20 protein-coding genes are annotated in these 19,658 nt (G+C 38.6%); 5 read left to right on the plus strand and 15 right to left on the minus strand.

The genetic code is table 11. The features are described from left to right. Window positions 1-58: 58 nt before the first annotated feature. Window positions 59-1,042 (plus strand): methylmalonyl Co-A mutase-associated GTPase MeaB, encoded by a 984-nt coding sequence (gene meaB / locus BUB03_RS18330; protein ID WP_073065921.1) that lies wholly within the window; start codon window positions 59-61, stop codon window positions 1,040-1,042. Here meaB and BUB03_RS18335 read toward each other — a convergent pair. Then, window positions 1,039-1,590 (minus strand): DUF4251 domain-containing protein, encoded by a 552-nt coding sequence (locus BUB03_RS18335; RefSeq protein WP_040999531.1) that lies wholly within the window; start codon window positions 1,588-1,590, stop codon window positions 1,039-1,041. The two genes, meaB and BUB03_RS18335, sit on opposite strands and share 4 nt — an antisense overlap. A 109-nt stretch (window positions 1,591-1,699) precedes the next feature. On the opposite strand from BUB03_RS18335, the gene BUB03_RS18340 reads away from it, so the two are divergent. Together BUB03_RS18340 and BUB03_RS18345 are read left to right on the plus strand one after the other, a co-directional pair. After that, a complete protein-coding gene (locus BUB03_RS18340) occupies window positions 1,700-2,506 on the plus strand; it encodes a M48 family metallopeptidase (RefSeq protein WP_040999530.1) in 807 nt (268 codons plus the stop codon). 93 nt (window positions 2,507-2,599) lie between these two features. Further along, window positions 2,600-2,908: a hypothetical protein gene (locus tag BUB03_RS18345; protein ID WP_040999529.1), complete on the plus strand. Its 309-nt coding sequence runs from the start codon at window positions 2,600-2,602 to the stop codon at window positions 2,906-2,908. 35 nt (window positions 2,909-2,943) lie between these two features. On the opposite strand, the gene BUB03_RS18350 is transcribed toward BUB03_RS18345, so the two are convergent. The 11 genes from BUB03_RS18350 to BUB03_RS18400 all read right to left on the minus strand — a co-directional run bounded on the left by BUB03_RS18350 (window position 2,944) and on the right by BUB03_RS18400 (window position 13,214). Beyond that, entirely contained in the window at window positions 2,944-3,558 is a 615-nt protein-coding gene (locus tag BUB03_RS18350; RefSeq protein WP_073065923.1) for an outer membrane beta-barrel protein, read from the minus strand. Continuing rightward, window positions 3,542-4,357, minus strand: coding sequence for an ABC transporter ATP-binding protein (locus BUB03_RS18355; RefSeq protein ID WP_040999527.1), 816 nt, complete (start codon window positions 4,355-4,357; stop codon window positions 3,542-3,544). The genes BUB03_RS18350 and BUB03_RS18355 overlap by 17 nt, the downstream gene beginning before the upstream one ends. Further along, entirely contained in the window at window positions 4,357-5,109 is a 753-nt protein-coding gene (locus BUB03_RS18360) for an MlaE family ABC transporter permease (protein ID WP_040999526.1), read from the minus strand. Before BUB03_RS18360 ends, BUB03_RS18355 begins: the two co-directional genes overlap by 1 nt. A gap of 119 nt (window positions 5,110-5,228) precedes the next feature. Continuing rightward, window positions 5,229-6,599, minus strand: coding sequence for an exopolysaccharide biosynthesis polyprenyl glycosylphosphotransferase (locus BUB03_RS18365; RefSeq protein ID WP_073065926.1), 1,371 nt, complete (start codon window positions 6,597-6,599; stop codon window positions 5,229-5,231). Between the two features lie 173 nt (window positions 6,600-6,772). Beyond that, window positions 6,773-7,402 (minus strand): 7-carboxy-7-deazaguanine synthase QueE, encoded by a 630-nt coding sequence (locus tag BUB03_RS18370; protein WP_040999524.1) that lies wholly within the window; start codon window positions 7,400-7,402, stop codon window positions 6,773-6,775. A 7-nt stretch (window positions 7,403-7,409) separates the two neighbouring features. Then, the gene (locus BUB03_RS18375; RefSeq protein ID WP_040999522.1) at window positions 7,410-8,294 is read right to left on the minus strand and encodes a bifunctional 5,10-methylenetetrahydrofolate dehydrogenase/5,10-methenyltetrahydrofolate cyclohydrolase; all 885 of its coding nucleotides are present in this window, start codon (window positions 8,292-8,294) and stop codon (window positions 7,410-7,412) included. 19 nt (window positions 8,295-8,313) lie between these two features. Continuing rightward, window positions 8,314-9,138, minus strand: coding sequence for a class I SAM-dependent methyltransferase (locus BUB03_RS18380; RefSeq protein ID WP_083539005.1), 825 nt, complete (start codon window positions 9,136-9,138; stop codon window positions 8,314-8,316). A gap of 3 nt (window positions 9,139-9,141) precedes the next feature. Then, entirely contained in the window at window positions 9,142-10,782 is a 1,641-nt protein-coding gene (gene pgi, locus BUB03_RS18385) for a glucose-6-phosphate isomerase (protein ID WP_073065929.1), read from the minus strand. Between the two features lie 205 nt (window positions 10,783-10,987). After that, window positions 10,988-11,596, minus strand: coding sequence for a hypothetical protein (locus BUB03_RS18390; RefSeq protein ID WP_073065931.1), 609 nt, complete (start codon window positions 11,594-11,596; stop codon window positions 10,988-10,990). Beyond that, window positions 11,586-12,095, minus strand: coding sequence for an RNA polymerase sigma factor (locus BUB03_RS18395; protein WP_040999514.1), 510 nt, complete (start codon window positions 12,093-12,095; stop codon window positions 11,586-11,588). The genes BUB03_RS18390 and BUB03_RS18395 overlap by 11 nt, the downstream gene beginning before the upstream one ends. A gap of 207 nt (window positions 12,096-12,302) precedes the next feature. After that, window positions 12,303-13,214 carry a DUF4349 domain-containing protein gene (locus BUB03_RS18400; protein WP_073065934.1) on the minus strand — a complete coding sequence of 304 codons (912 nt, stop codon included), beginning with the start codon at window positions 13,212-13,214 and terminating at the stop codon, window positions 12,303-12,305. A gap of 207 nt (window positions 13,215-13,421) precedes the next feature. On the opposite strand from BUB03_RS18400, the gene BUB03_RS18405 reads away from it, so the two are divergent. Beyond that, window positions 13,422-14,780, plus strand: a complete 1,359-nt coding sequence (locus tag BUB03_RS18405; RefSeq protein ID WP_073065936.1) for an acyl-CoA dehydrogenase family protein — start codon at window positions 13,422-13,424, stop codon at window positions 14,778-14,780. A 73-nt stretch (window positions 14,781-14,853) separates the two neighbouring features. Here the strand turns inward: BUB03_RS18405 and BUB03_RS18410 are convergent, their stop codons facing one another. Next, window positions 14,854-15,231 (minus strand): DoxX family protein, encoded by a 378-nt coding sequence (locus tag BUB03_RS18410; protein WP_040999511.1) that lies wholly within the window; start codon window positions 15,229-15,231, stop codon window positions 14,854-14,856. Window positions 15,232-15,388: 157 nt separating this feature from the next. On the opposite strand from BUB03_RS18410, the gene BUB03_RS18415 reads away from it, so the two are divergent. Continuing rightward, window positions 15,389-15,640 (plus strand): bacteriocin-like protein, encoded by a 252-nt coding sequence (locus BUB03_RS18415; protein WP_073065939.1) that lies wholly within the window; start codon window positions 15,389-15,391, stop codon window positions 15,638-15,640. A gap of 95 nt (window positions 15,641-15,735) precedes the next feature. Here BUB03_RS18415 and BUB03_RS18420 read toward each other — a convergent pair whose 3' ends face one another. Both BUB03_RS18420 and lon read right to left on the minus strand, forming a co-directional pair. Further along, window positions 15,736-16,848, minus strand: a complete 1,113-nt coding sequence (locus BUB03_RS18420; protein ID WP_040999507.1) for an AI-2E family transporter — start codon at window positions 16,846-16,848, stop codon at window positions 15,736-15,738. 225 nt (window positions 16,849-17,073) lie between these two features. Continuing rightward, a complete protein-coding gene (gene lon / locus BUB03_RS18425; protein ID WP_073065942.1) occupies window positions 17,074-19,479 on the minus strand; it encodes an endopeptidase La in 2,406 nt (801 codons plus the stop codon). Window positions 19,480-19,658 lie beyond the last annotated feature (179 nt).

The raw sequence follows: 19,658 nt of genomic DNA on the forward strand, positions 1-19,658 counted from the left end.
ATAAAATTAATGCCCGTTTGTAGGGGAGTTTGAAGGTTATTTTTATATTTTTGAATCAATGAAATTTTCTACAGAAGAACTCATCGATGGAATACGGTCAGGCAATAAGCGCCTGATCGGGAAAGCTATTACATTAGTTGAAAGCAAAAAAGCCGAGCACAGGACCCAGGCAGAAGAGCTTCTGAAGAAAATCATGCCTTTTACGGGAAATTCCGTAAGAATAGGAATCACCGGAGTTCCCGGCGCAGGAAAGTCTACATTCATTGAGAATTTTGGGAGACTTGCTATTGCTAAAGGCAAAAAAGTAGCTGTTCTGGCTATTGATCCAAGCTCTTCGATCAACAAAGGAAGTATTTTAGGTGATAAAACCAGAATGGAGGAACTTGCCAAAGAAGAAAATGCCTTTATCCGTCCTTCTCCTAGTTCCGGGTTTCTGGGAGGCGTTGCCAACACCACTTTTGAAACCATGATGATCTGTGAAGCCGCTGGCTACGACTATATCCTGATCGAAACAGTGGGAGTAGGGCAATCCGAGGTTCTGGTGGCCGATATTACCGACGTATTTTTATTCCTGAAAATTATTGGGGGCGGAGACGAGCTGCAAGGCATCAAACGGGGAATTATGGAAATGGTAGACCTTATCTTCATCAATAAAGTGGATCAGGATAATCTGCAGAAAGCAAAGAATACAAGGCTGGAGCTGAAAAGGGCGTTGGATTTCATTCCACCCAAAGAAAAAGGCTGGAAAATTCCGGTATTATTAGGTTCTGCCCTTCACAATGAGGGCTTGGGAGAAATTTACAGCATCATTGATGAGTTTATAGACCTTAAAAAGAAAACCGGACGCTTTAATGAAGTGCGTACCCGGCAGGCAGAAAAGCGGTTTGAATATTGGGTTCAGGAATATATTCTTGCCATGATGAAAAGAAGCGATTCTGTAGAGGCAGCTTATATACAGCATAAAAAAAATGCTTCAGAAATGGTTTCTAATCCCAGCACTGAAGCAAAACTGTTCGTTGAAAAATTTTTATCTAAAGACTAAAGTTTCTCCTTTTCTTTTGGGGACTCTTCATTCTTTGAGAGATATCCGTCATAGGTAATAGGCTGTCTGTCGTTACTTCTCATAGAAACAAATGCTTTCCCGCTTTTAAAAACTTCTACAATAATTTCGTCAACGTTTCGTCTATCATTAGGTTTGATCTTTAAAACCCAGTTTCCTTTTTTGTTCTGGGATTTGCTTATTGTGAAATCTTTGGAAGTAAAACGGTAGCTGTTATCGGCGGTATTGTATGAAGGATTGAACTGTCTTCCAAAATAGGGAAGAACCACTTCCATATTATTTTTTTTAAGCTCTATACCATAATTTTCTCCGTCAAGCTGAAGCATTCTTGTTGAAGGTGCATTCTGTATAGATCCCATCACATTAATTACCTCATAATTCATAGGATTTGCATGTTGCGCATGAAAAGTAAATTCTTCAGAACTTACCAGTGCATCGACTGTTTTGGAATCTAATGAAGCCTGTGAGGAGCAGCTTTGGAATAAAAAAAGAAATCCAAAAATAAATATAAGTGAAATATACTTTTTCATAACCGTAATAATTGTTAAATTTAAATAGCAAATTGTATGCAAATATATTCCTTCTGAACCATTTTGGAATAAAAATTGTAAATGTTGAATTATTAACACTCAAACAACTATGAAATTTACACATCTATTAGGAATAGGAGCAGTTGCCCTGTCGACTGTAGCTTGTACTACCAACCCGATTACGGGCAGATCTTCATTACAGATTGCCAATAATTCGGAAATCTTGACGATGTCTGCACAGGAATATAAAACGACATTGTCTAAATCTAAGATTATTACAGGAACTGCAGATGCAAAAAGAATAACGAGTGTAGGAAGCAGAATAAAAAGTGCAGCAGAAAGATATTACCAGAGCATAGGAAGATCCGCAGATCTTGCCAATTACAACTGGGAATTCAATCTTATACAAAGTAATGAGCTGAATGCCTGGTGTATGCCTGGTGGAAAAGTGGCTGTTTATACAGGAATTCTTCCGGTTACAAAAAATGACAACGGTCTTGCAGTAGTAATGGGACATGAGGTTTCCCACGCTTTGGCCGGACACGGTAATGAAAGAATTTCTCAGGCTATGGTGGCACAATATGGAGGTTCTATTTTAGGCGGAACCATTTCCAATTCACAATGGGCCGGTATCTTCGAAAAAGTATATCCTATCGGATCGCAGGTTGCCCTGTTGAAATATGGAAGAAACCAGGAGTCGGAAGCAGATCAGATGGGTCTGTATCTTATGTCTATGGCAGGATACGATCCAAGAGAAGCAATCCCTTTCTGGAACAGAATGGAGGCAGCTTCATCAGGAGCAAGACAGCCGGAATTCCTTTCTACCCACCCGAATCCGGAAACAAGGATATCAGATATCAATAAAAACCTTCCGAAAGCTTTGGAATATTATAAAGCAGCCGGAGGGAAGATATAATTATTCAGAAATTTAATCTTGTATAAAGCCTTATTTAATTTTTCACTAAATTGGGTAAGGCTTTTTCAATATAACCACTTAAACACAATATTTATGAAAAGTTTATCAATTACCGGACTTATACTGCTTGCTGTTTCGGCATTGCTTTTTTATCTGACAACTGATTTTACAGTAGGAGGAATTACCATCTCACATATGATGGGAGTAATGGCCGGAGTGGGAATTGGTCTTATTATTGGCGGATTGGTAGGGTATGTAAGCAAGGGAAGCGCCATAAAGGCTGAAGAGAAAAAAAGAGAATTCAAGCAATTACAGAAAGAAAAAGAGGAACTGGAAAAGCAGGCGGCGGAAATTGCCAGACGCGAAGCAGAACTTCAAAAAAATCAAAACCCTCAAATTTAGAATTTTGAGGGTTTTTTTATAGTGTTATTTTCAAATTATTTAAACTTATAGCCTACTCCTACTAAAAACAGGTTAGGTCTGTTGTCATATCTGATTTCGGAACCGGAAACCCTATTAATAAAGTTTCTTTCGTCTTTGCTGAAGGCTCCTTCATATCGTGCATTAATGATCAGTTTTTTGATTTCAAGTTGGGCACCGAACTGATATCCTACTGTGAAATTGTTTTTAACATTTTCTTTGAAATCATTGTAGGTATTGTCTTTGCTCAGGTTATAGCTGGCAACAGGTCCTACAAAAACGCCAAGCATATCTCCCAAAAGGTTGTAGCCTAGCAAAACAGGCATATCAAGACGATTGCTTTTTACATCAAAAGTAGTATTTTCTGTAGTGAATTCATTTTTGAAATGCGTGTAGTATAATTCAGGCATTACATATAATGAACCCGGAAGCCCCACTTTCAGGGAAAGTCCTACATTAAACCCTGCATTGTTCTTTCCTGTTCCTTCAATTGCATCATTTACCGTTCCTTTAATGTTTTTCCAGGAAGGAGAGCCTGTCGGGAATATCAGGTTAGCTTTTCCTGCCAGAGAAATCTGTGCGGAAGCAAACATTGAAAACCCGATTAATGCTATACTAAGTACCTTTTTCATTGTCATCTATTTTAGTGATTGTATTTTCAATCGTTTTATTATTTTCAAGTAAATATTCTCTCAGCTCTTTAAACAGTTCTGAAGAATAAACGAAGTCAATAAGATTTTTATTGCCCGCAGTAATCAGAATATCCTTATTCCCTTCCCATTCTTTAATTCCTAACCTCAGGTACACAATTTTCTCACCAATGGTCATCACGGAATTCATATCGTGGGTGTTGATGATGGTTGTTGTGTTGTATTCTTTGGTGATTTCAAGCAGAAGATCATCAATTACATTGGATGTATAAGGATCCAGCCCGGAATTCGGTTCATCACAGAAAAGGTATTTCGGATTGTTCACGATAGCTCTTGCAATGGCAACACGTTTCTGCATTCCCCCGGAAATTTCAGAAGGGAATTTTCTGCCTGCTTTATCGAGATGTACCCTGCCTATTACTTCAAATACCCTTTTCTTTTTCTCCCTGAAAGTAAGGTTGGTAAACATATCCAGCGGGAACATAATGTTCTCTTCCACCGTAAGGGAATCAAAAAGCGCACTGCCCTGGAATACTGTTCCGATTTCAGAACGGAGGTGCTGTTTTTCGTCCCTGGTCATTGTATTAATATCTCTTCCGTCAAAAAGGATTTCTCCTGATGATGGCTGGTACACATTCAGTAAACTTTTCAGGAAAACCGTTTTTCCGGATCCACTCTGCCCAATGATCAGGTTTACCTTTCCCTTATCAAATGATGTTGAAATTCCCTTAAGTACTTCAACTTCATCAAAACTCTTCTTAAGATCTTTTACCTCAATCATCAGCTTAATATTAATTGGGTTAAAATTAATTCCGAAATGATAATAAATACCATCGTCCACACTACAGCCTGTGTACTGGCTCTACCTACTTCAAGTGATCCTCCCTTTACATTATATCCGAAATAAGAAGGAACCGTAGCAATGATAAAAGCGAACACAATGGTTTTAATAAATGCATAATACACAAATAAATTAGGCATATACATCTGGATACCTACAATATAATCATTCTCCGTCCAGTTACCCGTAAGGACACCTGCAAGATATCCGCCGCCGATACCGAATACGATACTGATGGCAATAAGCAGGGGATTGAAAATGATGCAGGCAATGATTTTAGGAAATATCAGGAAATTGGGAGAATTCACCCCCATAATATCCAATGCGTCGATTTGCTCGGAAACCCTCATGGTTCCTATACTGGATGCAATATATGATCCTACTTTACCTGCCAGGATAAGGCTGATAATGGTGGGTGAGAATTCCAGAACCAAAACCGCTTTTGTTGCATATCCTACAAAAGAAGGCGGAATAGGGAAAGAGGAAGAATCAAAGTTATTGAACATCTGGATCGCGACTACAGCTCCCACAAATATGGAAGTGAAGATTACCAACCCAAAAGAATTGACGCCAAGATCATTGATTTCTCTCATGAACAGCTTCCAAAAAACCCTCATTTTCTGGGGCTTCTGCAAGGATTTACCTAGAAGGATAATGTATTCTCCTACTGCTGTGAAAAACTTTTTTAACATGCTGCTAAATTAGACTTTTTTTATTTAATTAAGGTTAAGGCTCAGTGGAATGCCTGAGGTTTATTTAACCTTACAAGCAAATATGATTCCTCAATCATATTCTTTATCTTTTGTTTGCTTTATTTTGCGTTTTTATCGCCACCGATCACCAGAAAAAAGGTTTTTAAAATAATAACCAGATCCAGCACAAAACTCCAGTTTCTTACATAGAATGTGTCTGCAAGAATACGCTTTTTCATCTCTACCTCCACATCTCCATAATCTCCACGAAGTCCGCTTACCTGGGCAAGTCCCGTGATTCCTGGCGATACCATGCTTCTTAAACTGTATCTCCCTATTTTAGGCCTATAAAAATTGTCGACGGCCAGCATATGCGGTCGGGGGCCAACGATAGACATTTCGCCCTTCAGAACATTAACGAACTGGGGAAGCTCGTCAAGGCTCGTTTTCCTTAAGAATTTTCCGATTTTGGTGATCCGGACATCGTTTTCCGCTGTAGTTTTTGTAGCTGATTCATTATTAACGATCATCGTTCTGAATTTCAGGCATGAAAATACTTCTTCGTGGAAGCCATACCTCTTTTGAACAAAAAAAACGGGTCCTTTTGATGTTGTTTTTATTAAAAGGGCGATGATTGGGAACAGCCAGGAACATACTAAAACCAATATGGTGATAGAAAAAACGATATCGAAACTTCTTTTAACCAGAAAATTAGAATAATAATCCAGAGGATATTTTGCCTGGCTGAGAACCGGCTGCGTCTGAATGTACCCCAGATCATACAGGAAAAAATCGCTTTGTGTAATGCTGGGAATCAGTGAGACGTGAACTTTATTGTCTTCGGCAAGGCGGAAGATCTCGGTTTCTACATTTTCAGTGAAATGGTTCTCCGTAGATAAAAACAGGGTGTGAATCCCATTTTTCTTCCAGAAGCTAACCAGTTCATTCGGACTGATGTCAGATTTATCGTATTCAAATATTTTGTATCCGTAGTCCTTCCTGTCCTGGAATATAGTCTTTAAAATCTCTGTAGATCCCGTTTCTCCCAGGAACATTACATTTCTATAATTGATCCCCAGTGAGCGGAAATATTTTATAGTAAAATAGATGACCGATTTGGAAAGGAAAATAAAGAAAAAAAGATAAAACGAAAGCCAGTAAATATCCGAATTAAAAAATACATTTTTGCTCACTTTACCAATAAGCAGAACGCCGAATATAAAAGTAAGGAAATGGATGAGAAGACGTTCCAGAAACAGGGTATAGGTAAGGTTCCTCTGAACATTATAAATTTTTGTCCTGCCGCTCAGCAGCATCCAGAACAAAAACAGCAATATCAGGGAAAAAATATTCTGATACCAGGTTTCTTCATGGTATTTTAAAGGCTCGTTCCGGCTTATAAAAAAGAATATAAAGATAGATGCAATAACCAAAAGGTCAAGCAAAATAATAATCGATTTCAGGTATCTAGAGTATCGAATTCTCTGCATCTATCGGTGTTATAACGGATATGAAGAGCTAATGTACATAATTTTTGCGGTATATTCCGGGATTCTATGAATATTATAAACTTTTGACCTGCTACTTAAGTATTTGAGACAAAAAAACAATCATATGAATAAAAAATATACTGATCCGGCATTTCTGTGAATTAAAAAATGATCTACGGAATATTCAGGTATTTATGGGTCTGAACCGACGCCTGCCATTCCGGATGAGCCAGAATAAAATCAGTGATTTTTGGATACATTTCATCGCGTTTGCTCCATTCACTCTGCATATACAGTTTACAGTCGGCAGAAACCTTTGCGGCCTGCTCCTGTGCGAAGGTAAAATCATGCTGATTGAATATGATCACTTTAAGCTCGCTTGCTTTCTGATAGATTTCTTCTTTTGGAAGTCCTGTTTTTTTAGGTGAAAGTGTAATCCAGTCGATTTGCCCGCTCATCGGATAGGCTCCAGAGGTTTCAATATGGATGGTGCATCCCAGCTCTTTTAATTTTCCTGTCAGGATATCAAGATTCCACATTAATGGCTCTCCTCCCGTTAAAACAATTGTCTTACAGTGTTTTGCGGCAGTTTCGGCAATTTCCTCTGCATTCATCAGCGGATGTAAGTTGGGATCCCAGCTTTCTTTCACATCGCACCAGTGGCACCCGACATCGCAGCCTCCCAATCTGATGAAATAGGATGCTTTTCCGGTGTGTGCACCTTCTCCCTGTAAAGTGTAAAAATGCTCCATCACAGGGAGCATTTTACCTTCTTTTAATAAAATATCTTCTTCTTTGTTCATTTTAAAATTAGTCGTTATAGACCGAAGTTTTGTATGCGATGATGGTGTTTTTCATCAGCATGGCTCTGGTCATTGGGCCTACTCCTCCCGGTACCGGTGTGATCCAGCTTGCTTTGGCTGCACAGCTGTCAAAATCCACATCGCCGGCAAGGTAATAGCCTTTTGGTGAATCATCATCTACTCTTGTAATTCCTACATCTACTATTACTGCTCCGTCTTTGATCATATCTCCTTTTAAGAAATGAGGATCTCCCAAAGCGGTAATAACGATATCTGCTTTTTTAGTATACTCTTCAATATCTTTGGTATAAGAGTGTGTTAAAGTCACGGTAGAGTTCCCCGGGAAGTCTTTTCTTCCCATCAGGATGCTCATAGGTCTTCCTACGATTTTACTTCTCCCGATAATCACACAGTCTTTTCCTTTGGTTTCAATATTGTATCTTTCCAAAAGTGTCAAAATTCCGAAAGGGGTAGCAGGTAGGAAAGTATCCATTTCCAAAGCCATTTTTCCGAAGTTTTCAGGGTGGAAACCATCCACGTCTTTCCTTGGATCAATAGCCATAATGATTTTTTCCTGATCGATCTGATCCGGTAAAGGAAGCTGAACGATGAAACCGTCTACTTCTTTGGATTTATTCAGTTCGTCAATTTTTTCCAGCAGTTCAGATTCGGAAACTGTGCTTGGAAATTTTAAAAGGGAAGAACGGAATCCTACTTCTTCACAGTCTTTTACTTTGCTGTTTACATAGGCTTTGCTTGCTCCGTTGTTTCCTACAAGAATAGCTACCAGATGAGGTGCTCTTTTCCTGCCTTCAAGGATTTTTTCCACTTCAGCCTTGATCTCTGCTTTTATTTCTTTGGATACTTTAAGTCCGTCAAGAATTTCTGCCATTTTTACTTTTTTACTTTATTTAGATTTTATTGAATACAACAATATCCTGGAATTCATCTGCACCTTCCTTTTCTACATCGGTTCTCCAGAATCCTCCTTTTATGGTGGTTACTTTTAATCCGGCTTCGGCCGCCATCTGATTCAGCAAAGGAATACTTACGGCAATATTGGCCGCGGTTACCTTATCGTCCATCAGCCTGTAGCCTTCATACTGATGGGGAAATGGCATGGTGCCGAATTCCTTTTTGGTTTCATCATACAGAAAAAATGTGGCCAGGCATTGGCCGTCACTTTTTAAAACCCTGCTGATTTCGTTAAGATATCTTTTGATCTCAGGTATCTGCATATGGGTGAAAACCGAGAACAGGAATGCTTTGTCAAACTGGGCATCATGATAAGGAAATGTAAAATGCTCCGCTTTTTGGCTGAACGTATTGTACAAATCATTATAAATCGGAGTGAATTTGAATTTAAAATTCGGATGCTTGTTACCAATGTGTTTATTACACCAGTTAATTCCTTTTTCCACTGCATCAAAACCATCATAGGTTCCTTTGTCGAGAACTTCTGTAAGGGCTACTGCCGTTCTTCCGATTCCGCATCCCACATCCAGAACGTGATCTGTATTTTGCAGTCCGATATATTTTTTAAGGGCATTTACCTGCCGGATACCATGGGGAATGAAATCGCTGCCGCCTACATAAATATCTCCTTTTTTAGGCTCGTTTTTGGATCTTTTTCCGGTAAGTCCGTCGTAGAGGTCTATCGGGAAATAATAGATCTTTCTCCCCAAAAGCCTCAGGCTGGGAGGAAGTTTATAATAATATGACCTTAATGCGGACATTGGCTATTTATTTCCTTTATAATAATTGATCAGTCCGTTCGTGGAACTGTCATGAGAACTGATGGTCTCACCGTTTTCAAGTTCCGGAAGGATTTTGTTGGCTAAAACTTTTCCTAATTCAACTCCGAACTGGTCGAAGCTGAAAATATTCCAGATCACTCCCTGAACGAAGATCTTGTGTTCGTATAATGCGATTAACTGTCCTAGTGAAAAAGGAGTTAATTCCTTGAATAAGATAGAGTTGGTAGGGGTGTTTCCGTGAAAGACTTTATAATTTAAAAGTCTGTCGATTTCTTCCTCGCTTTTTCCTTCATTCTTTAATTCCTGTTCTACTTCTTCTTCAGATTTTCCGAAGGCAAGTGCTTCAGTCTGGGCAAAAAAGTTGGCTAAAAGTTTCGGCTGATGATCAGAAACCGCATTGCTGCTTTTTGCATAAGCGATAAAATCAGCAGGAATAAGTTCCGTTCCCTGATGGATAAGCTGGTAGAAGGCATGCTGTCCGTTTGTTCCGGGTTCTCCCCAGATGATAGGGCCTGTTTCATATTCCACGAACTCACCGTTTCTGTCAACGCATTTCCCGTTGCTTTCCATATCTCCCTGCTGAAGATAGGCTGCAAATCTGTCCAGATATTGTGAATAAGGAAGAATTGCATAGGTAGTTGCAGCATAGAAATTACGGTACCAGATTCCTAAAAGTCCCATTATAACCGGGATGTTTTCAGAAAAATCTGCCGTCTGGAAATGCTGGTCGGTATCATGGGCTCCTTTTAAAAGATGCTCGAAATTGTCATAGCCTACTGCGAGAACGATGCTCAGGCCGATAGCGCTCCAGAGAGAGTATCTTCCTCCAACCCAGTCCCAGAATTCAAAGATATTTTCTTCTGCAATACCGAATTTTTTAACTGCTTCAACGTTAGTGGATAAGGCTACGAAATGCTTGGCTACATCTTTTTCTTTTCCTGCTTTCAGGAACCAGTCTTTTGCCGAATTGGCATTGGTCATGGTTTCCTGGGTGGTAAAAGTTTTGGAAGCAATGATGAAGAGTGTGGTTTCAGGATTAAGGGTTTTAACCGTTTCAGCAATGTGATTTCCGTCAACATTTGAAACGAAATGAACGTTTAATCTTGTCTTAAAATGCTTTAAAGCCGAAACAACCATTACCGGTCCAAGGTCTGAACCTCCGATCCCGATATTAACCACATCGGTGATTTCTTTGCCGCTGAAGCCTTTATGTTCTCCTGAAATAACTTTTTCAGAGAAAGCTTTCATGTGGTCAAGGACTCTTCTGATCTGCGGTTTGATGTTTTCACCGTCCACGATGATCTCTTTATCTGAAAAATCTCTTAAAGCGGTATGTAAAACTGCTCTTCCTTCTGTTTCATTGATCTTATCACCGGAAAACATTTTAGAGATAGCGTCTTTCAGCTGGCATTCGTTGGCCAGATTAAGCAACAGCTCTTTGGTTCTTGAATCGATCAGGTTTTTAGAATAATCAAAAAGGAAATTGTCTTTCTGCAGAGAGAATTCATTAAAACGATTCGGGTTGTACTGGAAAAGACTTCTCATATCAAAGTCGTTGCCTGCAAAATGTTCGTCAAGAGCTTTCCAGCTGTTGGTATGTATAGGATTTATTTTTGATAACATATTTTTAGAATTATATTGATTCAGGAGATGACAGCGGATCAGAAAAATTCAAAATCCATATCATTTTATTTCTGATCTGCAAATTTAAGGAAAAATAAAACCTCAGATAAATTTGAGCGTGATAAATAACAATTTTTTAAAAAAAAGGAAACCCCGGAACAAATCTGAGGTTTCATGGTTATTGTTAGTGGAAGGAATTAAGAAATTATTCGTCTGTTTCGTTCAGGATATTTTCAAGGTGTTTAGCCTGCCGTCCGTAAATATATTTCGTCCATAAAACGATATTAATGACTATCGCTATTGTCCCGACAAGAACACTTATAATCAAAGCCCGCTGATAAGAATCTGTCATATTTTCAAGAGACATTCCTTTTTTAGACAGAATCTTATAGAATTCCATACCTAATGTGATCATAAAATGAGGGAGTAGCAGGAACCCGAATGACTGGTATCTTTCCATATTGAGTTTCAGTTCGTGGTAAATCTTCCAGAGACTGTTTTTAGTATTTCCCGTATATAATTCGGTTTGCTTATAAAATTTATAAAATCCGTACATATAATAGGAGGAAATAACTACCAGCATAGCATAAGACGTGTAGTAGATAATATACTGCGACGATGGAAAATGCAGCAGTTGCGGAAAAAATGCAATAAGAACGATAGCCATAACCTGCATTGGAAATTCCGATTTCATGCTTTTACGGATTTTTTCTATGGGATGCTTGCTTTTCTTTAGCTGCTCTATGGTGTTGGGAATATGGACGCTGCTGCTATCCTCATTATTCCATTGTTCTTTTAATTGATCAAAATTCATAACCTGATTTTTTTATGATTTGCTGTATTTTTTCTTTGGTTCTGTTCAGTTTTACACGGGCGTTTCCTTCGCTCAGTCCTAAGTGGTCACCAATTTCCTTATGAGACATTCCTTCCATAAAATAGAAGATAACAGCCTTTTCAAGGGGTTTAAGTTCCTGGACTGCGCTGTAGAAAATTTCCAGCTGCCTGTCCTTTGATGGATTGTAGTCTTCATGCTGGATTTCAAAATGTTGGGGAACCTCCGCTTGATTATTTGTCCGGCGCTTCTCTTTTTTCAGATAGGTAATGGCGGTATTGATGGCAACCCGATACATCCATGTGGAAAATTCACTGTTGCCCTTGAAGTTCTGGTAAGATTTCCAGAGCTGGATCAGGATTTCCTGCTGAAGGTCTTCCTGGTCTTCCGCCGAATCGGCATAGATACGGGAAGTCTTATACAGAATGCCTTTGTGCCGGTTGACAAGCGTTAAAAAAACATTTTCAGTTTGACTGCTCACAACGATTCATGGTTTGGTTAGTTTATAAGCTGCAAATCCCAATTGTATAAAGTTTTTCATTTAAGTTTTTGGTTTTCCTATTCTTTAAATAGTAGGTAAGGCGAGCGCTGTCAATGTTACACTTTTTTTCAAAAAAATAAAAAACCTCCCAAAAAAGGAGGTCAGTAAAATCTAAAATTATGATGATAACCAGTTGGTTAGGATAGTTTATTGTTCATGGGTCTTTGTGTGTGCTGGCTGGGTTGGTTTTCTTTTTCTCAAAAAGTATAATATAATACCTAAGATTAATATAAGAGGCCAAACAGTAATGAGTCCTACGGCAATCTTTTGGATCAGGTAAAATCCTTCTACAAAAGCATTTTTGGCATCATATATAAAATTGAACTTATATTTATGATCAATATTCCGGGTATTGGTTACCGCAATTTCTGCAATGCGAAGCTTCGGTTCTTTAATGTAAATATCTACAGTGCTGTATTTTATATTGTCTGCAGTATCCATGTTGGCAAGTTGCTGCAGATTTCCCTCCGTCATATTATCGTTATCCAGTTTTACTTTGTCTTTATTTGCTTTCAGCTGATCGATATTTTCACTGGTCTTTTTTATTCTTTTTTCTTCCATTTCTGCATACCTGATGTTTGAGGTAACATCTTCAGCATTAATATTCCTGAAATTCAGAAAAAGCTTTTTATCATTAATCAGGGTAAGAAGCTCTCCTAATTTTTCTGTTGGAACTCTTACCTGCATTGCGTTTTCGCTCTGGTATTTTTTGATCATCATGGCCTCATCACCGGAAGTATTGTAAGTATCCTCTGAAATGACGTTGCTATGGAGATTGCTGTGCGTTACAAATCCTCCCAGATCCTGAACCGTTTTTTCAATAGAAATTGTTGCTTCGTAAACATCCTTTACCTCCATATTCACATCAGCCGTTTTAATGAACTGTTTGTCTTTTACGGTCATACTCGCTGCCGACGATACACTGTCTGAAACAGCCACTGTAGAATCTGTAATATAGGGATCTGCCCGTTCGATGGTGGCTACCTCACCTTTTTTACATGAATAGATTCCTAATAAAAGAACTGCTGACAGGGATAATTTAATGTAAGTCGTTTTCATAGTGTTGATTTTTTGTGGGTTTCTTTAAGCCAAAGTTCCGTCAGGATCTTTTGTAACGTTTGAAAATCAGGCGTAAAAAGTTTGTAAAGAAATATTTCTGTTTTAATGAGTTGTAAATCTGTGTTTTGTAAAATAAATGGGTACAGAATGACTTGTTTTCGGAGCAGTTTTTGCTTAACTTTTACAAATCAATCCCAAAATATTACTATGTCAAATACCTTTTCCAAAATCAGAAACGCAATAGAATTATTCAGATCCATAGATTTTGATCAGTTGAGTGCTATTTCTCAAAAAGTTGATCTGCCGAAACTGATGCAGAATTTTTCCAAGCTGGATGATAAGCAGCTGAACGGAATGATGAAAATGCTTGATCCCAATAAGAAAAAACGGGAGCTTCCTCCAATCGATGGTGATTTTTATGATATCTACCATACTTTAACCCCGGAACAGCGGGAAATACAGCTAAAGGTGAGAGCCTTCATGGAAAAAGAAGTGAAACCTTTGGTGAATCATTACTGGCTCAGGGACGAATTTCCTTTTGAATTGATTCCGAAATTCCAGAAACTGAATATCTGTGGAGTAACTTATGAAGGATACGGCTGTCCCGGAATGCCTTTTCTGATGGAAGGAGTTATTGCTATGGAAATGGCAAGAATTGATGCTTCGATAGCTACATTTTTCGGAGTACAATCCGGGCTTGCCATGGGTTCTATCTATATCTGCGGATCAGAAGAGCAGAAGCAGAAATGGCTTCCCCAGATGCAGAAATTTGAAAAAATCGGAGCTTTCGGACTTACAGAACCCGAAGTAGGATCCGGTGCAGCAGGAGGCTTAACCGTAACCTGTAAGAAAACACCGGAAGGCTGGATCCTGAACGGACAGAAAAAATGGATCGGGAACGCAACATTTGCTGACCTGGTTATTATCTGGGCTAGAGATCTTGATAGCGGAGAAGTAAAAGGATTTATTGTAGAAAAAGATAATCCCGGTTATTCCGTTGAAAAAATCAAAGGAAAAATGGCATTGAGAATCGTTCAAAACGGACTGATTACTTTAAAAGACTGTCTGGTGACCGAAGAAAACCGTCTGCAGAACGCCAATTCATTTAAAGATACCGGAAAAGTTTTACGGATGACCAGGGCGGGAGTAGCCTGGATGGCAACCGGTTGTGCAAGGGGTGCTTATGAAAGTGCTTTGCAATATACCAGAACCAGGGAACAGTTTGGGAAACCTATTGCCTCTTTCCAGATGATTCAGGGGCATCTAGTGGAAATGCTTTCCAACCTTACTGCGATGCAGACTATGGTTTTCCGTCTGTCTGAGATGCAGGATGAAGGAATTCTTAAAGATGAGCACGCCTCGCTGGCCAAAGTTTTTTGTACTTTGAGAACCAGAGATATTGTGTCCAGAGCCAGAGAGGTAATGGGAGGTAACGGTATTCTGCTTGAATATGATGTGGCAAGGTTTGTGGCAGATGCTGAAGCCATTTACTCCTATGAAGGCACAAAAGAGATCAATTCCCTGATTGTGGGAAGATCTATAACAGGATTCAGTGCATTTGTATAAAGATAGCAGGTTGCAGATGACAGGTATCAGGTGATATGCGCTGCACTACCTGTCACCTGTCATCTAAAATCTTTTAACTGATTAAAGCCTTATACTTTTCTCTGTTATCAATAATTGCCCAGATGTTAATGAGAAACATCACTACGGCTATGATCACTCCTGTCTGGTTAGGATCTCTGTAGACATTGTGAAGGAATATTCCTACCATTACAGGAAGGATAATGATAGCACCCAAAGCTCTGGTCTTCGGAAAGATAAACAGAATTCCTCCAATGACCTCTACAGCTCCCACTAAAGGCAGCAGCCAGCCGATTTCTGCGAAAGCAGCAAAAATCTTCACCTGTTCAGGAGTAAGCTTTGGCATTGGATTATAATGGAAAAACTTATCCAGACCGGCATTGATAAATACCAGTGCGAATAAAAGACAAAGAATAAATTTAACGATTTTCATAATTGTTGATTTTACATCAAATGTACTATAAAAATGGTATTCGTTGATTTATTTATAAATAATTTTGTTGATTTTTTCAGTTTTACCCTATAATTTCATATGTTATTCTATTATGAATTAATATATTTGATATACAAACCAAACTAAACAAAGTATTATGCTGAAAAATTTTCAAAAATTAGATCGTGAAAATTTAAAAAGAATTAATGGAGGCGGAGGCAAGCCTCCTATCTGCGATATCGGACCTGTAGGATGTCCTTGCATAATTCCACCGGGTGACCCTTGTCTGGGAGGTGGAGGTGGCGGCACTAATCCGGGGGATAACCTGGGATACTGTCCAGACAACCAGTCTTATATTCCATGCGACCAGGTATGCCCAAGTGGGATGAGCCCATTCTGTGCATTATAAAATTAAAGGCTGCTCTCAATAACTGAGACAGCCTTTTTTATTTTACAAGCTTATATTTTATTACTAATTACTTATTGCTCATTACCTATAATTAATCAGTCCATTTCCTTAATGGTAATATTCTTGGAAATCTTATAGCTTTTCTTCTTTTTATCAGGCTTTTCCTCTTCACCAAGCAATTTCCCCCAGGGTTTTAAACCTTCCACTCTTTCAAAAATAATTTTAATGATGGCAATAGCCGGAATACAGAGAAACATTCCTGCAATTCCCCAAAGATGCTCACCTAAAATAATTCCGATAAAAGAAAATAAAGCATTGATCTTTACTTTGGAACCTACAACAAACGGCAGCACAATATTCCCGTCAATAATATGCACGGCAATATACCCGATGGCTACATAGATGCAGGTAGAAGGTGTACCGGTTGCAAACGCGATAAAGCAAGATATTAAAAGAGAAATACAGATTCCCAGATAAGGAATTACATTCAGTAAACCTGTAAGGACAGCCAGAAGTATAGCGTATTTTACCCCAAGAACGGTAAGGAGGATGGAGCAAAGAACGGATACAATCAGCACCTGCAGGCAAAGTCCGAAAATATATTTCTTCGTCATCACCCGGATTTCGGTAACTACTTCCTGGACGCTTGCTTTATGCTTTTCATTAAAAACAGTTACAATGAAATTATTGAGAACCCTTCTGTAGTTCAGAATAAAAATAAAAAACAGGGTAAAAAATACAATAAAGCCAAAACCACTCGAAAATATTCCAAAAGTAAAACCGAGGATTACCCCTGAAGACGATAATAATTTATTGAGCCCCTGATTAATATAATCAAGCTGTTCATCTATTTTTACATTAAATGTTTTCGAAATCCAGTGCTGCAGATTGCTGAAAACAGTCGTCATCTGCTCCCGAAGATGGGGAAGGTCCTTACTGAAATCCGAAAGCTGTGATCCGAAAAAATAAATAAGCCCCGCTAAAATGGCCAGCATGATGAATACTGAAGTCATTGTAGATATAGATCTTGGAAATCTCAACCTTCTTTCCATAAATGTGGCAGCAGGCAGAAACAGCATTGCCATTAAAAAAGCCAGGAAAAAAGGAGCTAAAATACTCTGTCCGAGTGCCAGAAGATATCCCAGGCCTATAATGGAAATTACTACAAGCGTTAGATTAACAAGAAAAGGGAGTCTAAGAAAATTCATATTTTTTTCAAATCTGTTGTATAAAAATAAGAAAACCCTTCCATTTGAAAGGTGTTTTTGGCTTAATTAACATAATTCTTTTAACAAAATAAATGCCGTAATCCGGAAGTGTGGTATGTTTGTTATAATTACAGCTATTCCGAATTTTCAATTTTTGAATTGAATGATAAAAAAACGCGTCCCAAAAATCTGAGACGCGTTTCCTTATTGAGAGTTGATATGTTGTTATTTTTCGATGGCAAAGTCGATGACCTCTTCCATCCTGTTGACATAGTGTACCGTCAGGTTTTTCAGGTAATCCTTTTTAATTTCTTCCACATCTTTTCTGTTAGCCTCACACAGGATTACTTCTTTGATTCCGGCTCTGGTTGCAGCAAGAAGTTTTTCCTTAATTCCGCCTACGGGAAGTACTTTTCCTCTTAATGTTATTTCTCCTGTCATCGCAAGATGAGGTTTTACTTTTTTATTCTTAAACGATGAAACCATGGAGGTCAGCATGGCAATACCGGCCGACGGTCCGTCTTTTGGTGTTGCACCTTCAGGAACGTGAACGTGAATATTCTTTTTTTCTATCTCTTCCTGTGGTATTCCCAGCTCATCATGTTTGGCTTTAATGTATTCCAGAGCGATGGTTGCAGACTCTTTCATTACAGTCCCCAGGTTTCCGGTCATCGTAAGACTTCCTTTTCCGTTGCTCAGGATACTTTCGATATATAAAATATCTCCACCTACACTTGTCCAGGCAAGACCTGTTACCACGCCGGGTACTCCGGTAATTTCGGAAAGGCTTTTCGGTCTTGGAACTCCAAGGATTTCGTCTATTTTTTCAACGGTGATCTTCGGATCATATTCTTTCATAAGAGCGGTCTGAAGAGCAACCCATCTTGCAATGGAAGCAATCCTTTTTTCAAGGGTTCTTACTCCGCTTTCTGAAGTGTGAGCTTCAATAATATGCTTAAGTTCAGCATTTCCGAGCTTAAATGACTTGGTATCCAAACCATTTTCTTCCTGCTGTTTTTTAATAAGATGTCTTTTTGCGATCTCCGTTTTTTCCTCCATGGTATATCCGGCAATCTGAATGATCTCGGTTCTGTCCAGAAGAGGAGTCTGGATCGTTGAAAGTGAATTGACTGTGGCAATAAACATTACTTTAGACAAATCATAACCCATTTCCAGGAAGTTATCATAAAAAGCTTTATTTTGCTCAGGATCAAGAACTTCCAAAAGAGCGGAGCTCGGATCGCCATGAAGGCCTTGCCCGATCTTGTCAATCTCATCAAGTACGATCACAGGATTGGAAGTACCTGATTTTTTGATCGACTGTAAAATTCTCCCGGCCATTGCGCCAATATACGTTTTTCTGTGACCGCGGATCTCACTTTCGTCATGAAGTCCACCAAGGGATAATCTTACGTATTTTCTTCCCAAAGCATCAGCAACGGATTTTCCTAAAGAAGTTTTTCCTACTCCCGGAGGCCCTACCAGCAATAGGATAGGGGATTTCATGTTGTTTTTTAATTTCAAAACAGCCATGTGTTCCAGGATTCTTTTTTTGATGTCCTCAAGTCCGAAATGAGCTTTGTCTAAGATCTTTTCAGCTTTTGCAATATCAAAAACATCTTTTGTATAGGTTTCCCACGGAAGATCCGTAAAGAAATCAAGATAATTTCTCTGAACATTATAATCCGGAGCATTCGGGTTTTGGCGTTGCAGCCTGTTGATCTCCTTCTGGAAATGATCTTCTACTTCCTGGCTCCATTTTTTAGTCTTTGCTTTATTGATAAGATCTTCCACATCACTTTCCGGACCGCCTCCAAGTTCATCCTGGATGGTTCTGATCTGTTGGTTCAGGAAGTATTCTCTCTGCTGCTTATCAAGGTCTTTTGAAGTTTTCTGATGGATCTGGTTTCTTAATTCCAGCTTTCTGAAATCTTCATGCATCATTTCATAGCACTTTTTGGCCCGTTCCATAAGGCTTTTCTCTTCAAGCAGCTTTTGTTTTGACGGAGAAGGGAAACTGGCATTGGTACAGATGAAATTCAAAAGATCATCATTGTTATTGATATTCTTGATCGCAAAATTCGCAGCATTCGGAATATTAGGATCAAGTTCTATGATTTTTAAAGCTAATTCTTTAATATTTTCAAGTAAAGCTTCATATTCTTCCTTATTTTTCGGCTGGGAATCTTTTAGTTTGCTGATCTCCGCTTTAAAATAAGGTTGGCTTTCTACAATCTTTTTGATTTTGAATCTGTGGAAACCTTTGGTAATAGCTGTAATATTACCTTCAGGAAGCTTAATGATCTTAATAATCTTGGCAAGTGTACCGGTCTGGTATATATCTTTCTCGGCGGGCTGCTCCAGATCTGAATTTTTCTGGCTTACAATTCCGATGAAATCACCATTTTTCTGTGCCTCTTCAAGAAGCTGTATCGATGTTTTTCTTCCGGCAGTAATAGGAATTACCACGTTGGGAAACATGACCATATTTCTTACAGGAAGTATAGGGAATATTCTCTGTTCGGAATTCTTATCGGTTTCCGAAAAGTCTGAAAGATTGATCTCTTCCGCTACAATGTCAAATCCATCGCCGATCATTTCCTCTAAACTCATATCTTCAAATTCTGTCATACTTATATAAAATGACAAATTGTCATTTTCGTTTTAAATCGTTAAAATGAAATCTTACAATATGCCCTGAAAACGTGTGGCATATTATAGTTCTCTAAATTGCACAATACCTATGCCATTTGTTTTTTGCTAAAAAATATGGCCAAAATTTCCTTTTTTTAATAATCTTTCATTTTAAA

Source organism: Chryseobacterium oranimense, assembly GCF_900129755.1.
Lineage (GTDB): Bacteria > Bacteroidota > Bacteroidia > Flavobacteriales > Weeksellaceae > Chryseobacterium > Chryseobacterium oranimense.

Excerpts from the sequence above, each read along its gene's own strand:
- BUB03_RS18335 (WP_040999531.1), bottom strand. The coding sequence starts at position 1,590 with ATGAAAAAGTATATTTCACTTATATTTATTTTTGGATTTCTTTTTTTA.
- BUB03_RS18400 (WP_073065934.1), bottom strand. The coding sequence starts at position 13,214 with ATGAAAACGACTTACATTAAATTATCCCTGTCAGCAGTTCTTTTATTA.
- BUB03_RS18340 (WP_040999530.1), top strand. The coding sequence starts at position 1,700 with ATGAAATTTACACATCTATTAGGAATAGGAGCAGTTGCCCTGTCGACT.
- BUB03_RS18415 (WP_073065939.1), top strand. The coding sequence starts at position 15,389 with ATGCTGAAAAATTTTCAAAAATTAGATCGTGAAAATTTAAAAAGAATT.
- BUB03_RS18405 (WP_073065936.1), top strand. The coding sequence starts at position 13,422 with ATGTCAAATACCTTTTCCAAAATCAGAAACGCAATAGAATTATTCAGA.
- BUB03_RS18380 (WP_083539005.1), bottom strand. The coding sequence starts at position 9,138 with ATGTCCGCATTAAGGTCATATTATTATAAACTTCCTCCCAGCCTGAGG.
- pgi (WP_073065929.1), bottom strand. The coding sequence starts at position 10,782 with ATGTTATCAAAAATAAATCCTATACATACCAACAGCTGGAAAGCTCTT.
- meaB (WP_073065921.1), top strand. The coding sequence starts at position 59 with ATGAAATTTTCTACAGAAGAACTCATCGATGGAATACGGTCAGGCAAT.
- BUB03_RS18370 (WP_040999524.1), bottom strand. The coding sequence starts at position 7,402 with ATGAACAAAGAAGAAGATATTTTATTAAAAGAAGGTAAAATGCTCCCT.
- BUB03_RS18375 (WP_040999522.1), bottom strand. The coding sequence starts at position 8,294 with ATGGCAGAAATTCTTGACGGACTTAAAGTATCCAAAGAAATAAAAGCA.
- BUB03_RS18355 (WP_040999527.1), bottom strand. The coding sequence starts at position 4,357 with ATGATTGAGGTAAAAGATCTTAAGAAGAGTTTTGATGAAGTTGAAGTA.
- BUB03_RS18390 (WP_073065931.1), bottom strand. The coding sequence starts at position 11,596 with ATGAATTTTGATCAATTAAAAGAACAATGGAATAATGAGGATAGCAGC.
- BUB03_RS18360 (WP_040999526.1), bottom strand. The coding sequence starts at position 5,109 with ATGTTAAAAAAGTTTTTCACAGCAGTAGGAGAATACATTATCCTTCTA.
- lon (WP_073065942.1), bottom strand. The coding sequence starts at position 19,479 with ATGACAGAATTTGAAGATATGAGTTTAGAGGAAATGATCGGCGATGGA.
- BUB03_RS18420 (WP_040999507.1), bottom strand. The coding sequence starts at position 16,848 with ATGAATTTTCTTAGACTCCCTTTTCTTGTTAATCTAACGCTTGTAGTA.
- BUB03_RS18350 (WP_073065923.1), bottom strand. The coding sequence starts at position 3,558 with ATGAAAAAGGTACTTAGTATAGCATTAATCGGGTTTTCAATGTTTGCT.
- BUB03_RS18345 (WP_040999529.1), top strand. The coding sequence starts at position 2,600 with ATGAAAAGTTTATCAATTACCGGACTTATACTGCTTGCTGTTTCGGCA.
- BUB03_RS18365 (WP_073065926.1), bottom strand. The coding sequence starts at position 6,599 with ATGCAGAGAATTCGATACTCTAGATACCTGAAATCGATTATTATTTTG.
- BUB03_RS18410 (WP_040999511.1), bottom strand. The coding sequence starts at position 15,231 with ATGAAAATCGTTAAATTTATTCTTTGTCTTTTATTCGCACTGGTATTT.